We start from the raw sequence: 5,711 nt of genomic DNA on the forward strand, positions 1-5,711 counted from the left end.
GCTTAAGCTTCGGTGCGCCTACCTTAACGGATCAATATCCGTTTGATGCTCAAAAGCGCAAAACCGGGATGCTCCCGACTTGAGTGGCTAAAAAAGACTATGACATTCTTGATTTTATGATTAATAATATGTCATATTCTACCATGCTGTGCCTAGATTGTGAACCTTCTTTTTTTACTGTTAAGTAGTAGTTCCGAATTAATTACATAATATTTCTACTGAAACCCTTGCCTAGCAAGGAGCCTTTATGTAATTAATTGTGTGTGGTTACTTACCCCGATTTATTGAGCGGATACATATAGGGAGTCCTGCATAGCAAGGAAAATGTGTTATAATTTTATTCTTTTAACCTACCTTAAATTTTAGCTTATGAACTGTCCCAAATGTAACTCTGAATACATCGGGAAAAATGGTCGCACTCGCTAGCGATTAGCAAAATTTTAAATGTCGAGATTGTGGAAGACAATTCGTCATGGCTCCCAGACATCAACCGATTTCATCAGCAACAAAAGAGTTGATAGATAGACTTTTATTATAAAAGATATCTCTGGCTGGGATTGTGAGGGCGACTGGGGTTTCGGAACGGTGGTTGCAATACTATGTTAATAAAAAATTAGGATCTGTAAAAAGAGAAGTAGAAGTGAAGTCAAAAAAGAAAGGGAAGCTAACAATTCAATGTGATGAAATGTGGTCATTTGTGGGCCATAAGGATAACAAGCAGTGGAGTTGGCTGGCAATTGATGCCTCAACCAAAAAAATTGTAGGAGTATATATTGGCAAAAGAGAGCAAGGTGGCGCTCAAGGATTATGGGATTCTTGTGCGACCAGTTCCAGAGTCAATGTGCCGTAAGTTATACAGACTTCTGGAGCGCCTATGGAACAGTTTTTCCTCAAAAAAGATACAAGGCAGTAGGAAAGGAGACTGGTCTGACAAACTATATAGAAAGATTTAATAATACGATGAGACAAAGAATATCTAGATTGGTGAAAAAAACTCTTTCATTCTCCAAAAAACTCTCCAATCATATTGGGATATTTGGTATTTTATCCATGAGTATAACGCCAGTTTATCTATCAATTAAAACCCTTGATTTTCCTTGCTATGCCGGACTACCTGATATAGAACGTTTCTATGACTTGACACTGGGTATGTTGCCCTTTTTGAGACTAATACCCCCATTTGCGATCATCCCGATCGCATTTAACTTCTTCAGCATAGCCGTAGTCTCAGTCAGCGCGGTTTTTGTTACCAGGTCAATACGTGCCACCAACACTACCCCCCGGCAACAGGATGCAAGCAACAGACTATCTACCATCCCTAAAACAGGAGGTGCATTCACCAGAACTAAATCATAGGCCTGCTCAAACCCTGTCATTAATCTTTGCATTTGAGGAGAACTTAACAGATTCACTGAATCATGGGGTATTGACCCGGAAGTCAAAATATCAATATATAGGTCTGATCCTGGAATATGACTGCGTATGAGCATCGTAGCGTTACTTTCCAGCAGAGTTGAAAGCCCATACTCATTAGGGAGATTGAGCTGTTTATGCAGCATCGGCTGATGGAAATCAGCATCAATTAGCAGTACCCGTTGATGTAGACGCGCAGCACTAATGGCTAAACCTAATGCGATCGTTGATGTTCCCTCACCATCCAATGCTGAAGTAATGATTAAAGGACTGAAGCTCGAACCAAAATTTTGAAGTTGAATGTTCTTATAAATTAAGTCAAAGGATTTCCAAGCTGGTGGACTATGAATTACTTCAATCGTGCAAGGCTCGGCACCTTCAGGCTTGCCGAAAGGTAGCTTGATGATTGGTTCGGTTGCCGAACTAGGAGAAACTTGACGCTTCTTGCCGAACGGTAGCTGAATGATTAGTTTGTTCTTCTTGGCTAGAGGTAGCTGTGGAGTCATTCCTAGTAGAGGCAGAGGAACCACTTTTGTTAACTGATCCGAGCTATGAATAGAATCATCCAACATATCGCGAGCAAAAGCTACAGCAACACCCAAGAACAACCCAACTACGACACCCAGCATAATGTTCTGTTGTTTTTTGGAAATACTCTTTTTACCAGGCTGCGGTATTTCGACAACTTGCCAATCAAATCCACCTCTGGCAATTTCCAGACTTAAGTCCTGTCGTGCTTTCTCTAACTGTTGAAATGTTTCACGCTTAAGTAGTATCTCTGTTTGTAAACGAGTATACTTAGCCAATAGATTAGGAAATCGATCGAGTTCTACACGGAGTTGATCCTCTTTTCTGGCAAGTGCTTCGTCCCGCGCAATTAAGCCTTTTAAATTAGTCTGAATATCGATAAGCTTAGTAGCGATAGTTAAGTCAGTTGGACCTAGTTGCCTTGCTTGCAAAAGGCTTTCTTTCGTACCCGATATCTGACCAGACACTTCTGGTGTAGCACGTTGCCCTTCTGCTTCCAAGAGACTTAGTTGTTTGTTTCGCTCGGAGAGCAGCTTTTGCATAACCGGGTTTCTGTCAGTGAAACGTATTCGTTGCTGGGCGATGGCTAAATCTGTTTTTTGGATTTCATTGAGTAAGGCTTGATAACGAGAAGACTGACTCAGCCTTGCTGAAAAGAGCGCTTCCTGCGGAGAACTAGCAAGTTGCCGTTGCGAAGATTCGTATTGAGCTTGAAGCTCTTTTCTGCTCGCCTGGTTTGCCCGTCGCTCCTGCTGAATGGCGTTAATTGCATCAGTCAGAGCTTTTGCTTGTCCTTCCGGCTCAATCAGATTTTGATTTTTGCGAAACTGTTCTAAATTCCCCTCAACTTGAGCAACTTTCGCACGAACATTTGGTAATTGTTCATCAATGAAGGCAAGACCTTTAGTTAAACGTAGTCTTTGTTGTTCTCGGTTGTAATCTAGATAAACCCGTTGCATTATTTGTAGCACTTTCTGGGTTTCAGTCGGATTATTAGCCGTGTAAGTTACTTCAAAAATTTTAGTCTGGGCTTTTGCCTTCTCATCCGCCACTTGAGTGACGACTAAGGATTTTTTAATCTGCTCTACATCGATCCCTGGGTATTGAGGACGAAGCAATTTCACGGCTTTTTGGAGGAGCTCAGAACCTTGCATGAGACTAAGCTGAGTAGCATTGTCTATCTCAACATTAGAATCAGCAAATTGATTATCTGTTTTACTGTTTTTTTTGCCTTGATAATTAGATTCTACCAGGAGCTGCATGGAGCTTGTATAGGTAGGCTTTTCCTTCAATGCTATTGCAGTGGCACCAGCCAAGGCAACACACAAAACACTTAGCAACCAAAAGCGTCTACGGATTAAAACTCCAAATAGTTCTCCATAGCCCGCTTCTGTTTCATCAATTGAGTTGATATTATTTTCAGTCACTTCTATGCCTCGATCATAAATCTATTAAACCAAATATATTTATGGCTGATGATAGCCGCAAACTTCCCGAATCACCTTGTCTACTTTTTTAAAGAAAGCATCTTCGGAAAAGTTACCGATCGCATGATCTCGAATTTTCTCATAATCCCAGGCAATTTTCCTGGACTTAATTAGTGCTTCTTGAAGAGATTGAGGTGCTTGTTCATTGAAAAAAAGCCCAGTCTCACCTGGAATCTGAGTATCCAATACACCACCTTTACCATAGGCAATGACGGGTGTTCCACTAGCATTGGCTTCCACTGGAACTAAGCCATAATCTTCCAATGCTGCAACAATCATACCACGAGCTTTAGACATCAACCGACTACGTTTTTCATCCTTGACATGACCTAGAAATTTAATATTTTTTAAAGCTCTAGACTCAAGACGCTCTCGCTCTGGGCCATCGCCGGTGATCAATAGTGGCCATCCCAGCCAATTGAATGCTTCAATAATTATATCGATGCGTTTGTAACCAAGAAGACGAGCTGAGGTTAAGTAAAAGTCCTCCTTATCTTTGGAAAAAATAAATTTTTTGATGTCAATGGGATAGTTAATCACAACTGATTGCTTTCCATAAAATTGCTGGATACGACTGGCAACTGTGCTGGAATTAGCAATGTAAAAATCTGGCTCCTGAGCCGAATCTAAATCGGCTTTTCTCATCTGCTTAAAAATTGGTCCGAGCATACCAGCCATATTTCGATAGGTAGCATAGTCTCGAAGATATGTGTTGGTATCCCACAAAAAACGGGTGACATTATGACAAAAACAAATATGTTTTGCTCCTGGTTTTTTTCGCACAGCTTTAGCAAAGCTGGTGGTACTGCTGATAATTAGATCATAATCTTGTAGATCCAAGGCTCGAAAGGCTGAAAAATAAAATGGAGCCATTAGCCTAAAATTCTTACTTGCGCCTGGAACCTTCTGAAGTACCGTGGTCCGAACTTCGCGATCCCCTAAATTAATGGTTTTTTCGGGGTCGTACAGAGACGTAAAAATGTCAGCATTAGGGTAGTGTTTACACAACAATTCAAATACCCGCTCTGCCCCACCGGGTTGTGTCAAGTAATCATGGACTAATGCAACTTTCATAATACTCTCTCTATGTTATATCATCCGACACGGACAAGGCCATTGTACAAATATTTCTTCTTTCACCGTTCCTAGAGCACGTCATCAATTCAACCAGATAACGGAAGCACCAAGGTAAATCGCACCGAGAAAGTTGGTTACAGGTTAGACGAACGTATGGTAATCGCCCGATACTGCTTCAGTTGGGATCATCAGTTTTCAATTCCGTTGGCGAGCCTTGTAGAAGTCCAGATCGTGAGTACGAGGGTTACATCGCTTGGGCTTAGGCGGAATTACTGGTGTCTTGCCTTGTACATGAAGCCGATTACTTACCTATACGGTCAGTATGATACCCCCTACTGGCAACCACTGTGTCGGCAATCACCTACGCAGAAGTTTTTCAGACCCATCTAACCCACATTCCGCACCCCCCAAATGGCACAGGTAGTCCTAAACAAGTAATGATAAATTGTAGTGATGGATAAAATACCAAATCGCACCGATGTGATTATTTAACGACTTGGAAAAAGATAAGGTCTTTCGTACCAAACGAGACACCCGTTGTCGGAGAGTGTTATTGAAGCGCTCGATATAACTGGTTTTACCCGTCTCTTGGACGACCGCCTGATGTCGCTTGCTGGGTAACACCTTCGAGTAAGCCGCCCAGAAATCCGTGTAGGCGACGGCACATTGTCGATAAACCGGCGGTAAGGATTTCCATAATTCACTCGCGACTGCAGAGTCTCTTGCCTCAATGTAAACCCCCACAATTTCACGGGTCTTGGCGTCTAAGGCTAACCAGATCCACTGTTTATTGCCTTTATTGTCTACAAATGACCATAATTCATCACATTGAATCGTTAGCTTTCCTTTTTTTTTTGATGACACCTGTACGGTTCGGGGTAAAGAGGGCGTATTTCCGGTTAACATAATCTTGGAGCCCTTGCTCCGAAACCTTGAGGGGACGGGCGATGCCGGCAAGATAGAGGCGTTCTATAGCAATCCTAAATCATTATCAAGACTATGATACAATTATAGCCTTTCTCAGAAAGATGAGGTATCATGTTACTGACACTCACTTGTGAGGGTTAAACAGAGAAGATAAGATAACATGAACTATAATTACATGGTTCATTACAGCCACGCGAAAGCGATAAGTAGTTAAGCAAAATTAATTACATAATTATCTCCAAATTCTTTAATAATTTTTTCTACAGATGAAACAAGAGA

The 5,711-nt window shown here is 41.5% G+C and carries 2 protein-coding genes and 2 pseudogenes; 1 reads left to right on the top strand and 3 read right to left on the bottom strand.

The features are described 5' to 3' along the window. Window positions 1–369 precede the first annotated feature (369 nt). A pseudogene (locus tag QT996_RS27955) lies at window positions 370–1,082 on the top strand (IS1 family transposase). Window positions 1,083–1,130: 48 nt separating this feature from the next. Here QT996_RS27955 and QT996_RS27960 read toward each other — a convergent pair. From QT996_RS27960 to QT996_RS27970, 3 genes and pseudogenes are all read right to left on the bottom strand, one after another. Beyond that, the gene (locus tag QT996_RS27960; protein WP_333050720.1) at window positions 1,131–3,368 is read right to left on the bottom strand and encodes a polysaccharide biosynthesis tyrosine autokinase; all 2,238 of its coding nucleotides are present in this window, start codon (window positions 3,366–3,368) and stop codon (window positions 1,131–1,133) included. 39 nt (window positions 3,369–3,407) lie between these two features. Beyond that, complete coding sequence (locus QT996_RS27965) at window positions 3,408–4,502, bottom strand: glycosyltransferase (RefSeq protein WP_333050722.1); 1,095 nt, start codon at window positions 4,500–4,502, stop codon at window positions 3,408–3,410. Between the two features lie 429 nt (window positions 4,503–4,931). Further along, window positions 4,932–5,487, bottom strand: a pseudogene (locus QT996_RS27970) (IS1 family transposase); the annotation flags it as partial. Window positions 5,488–5,711 lie beyond the last annotated feature (224 nt).

The organism is Microcoleus sp. S13C4, assembly GCF_036700865.1.
Lineage (GTDB): Bacteria > Cyanobacteriota > Cyanobacteriia > Cyanobacteriales > Microcoleaceae > Microcoleus.

Bases quoted from the DNA above. Each gene is read 5' to 3' on its own strand.
- QT996_RS27965 (WP_333050722.1), bottom strand. From the start codon at position 4,502: ATGAAAGTTGCATTAGTCCATGATTACTTGACACAACCCGGTGGGGCA.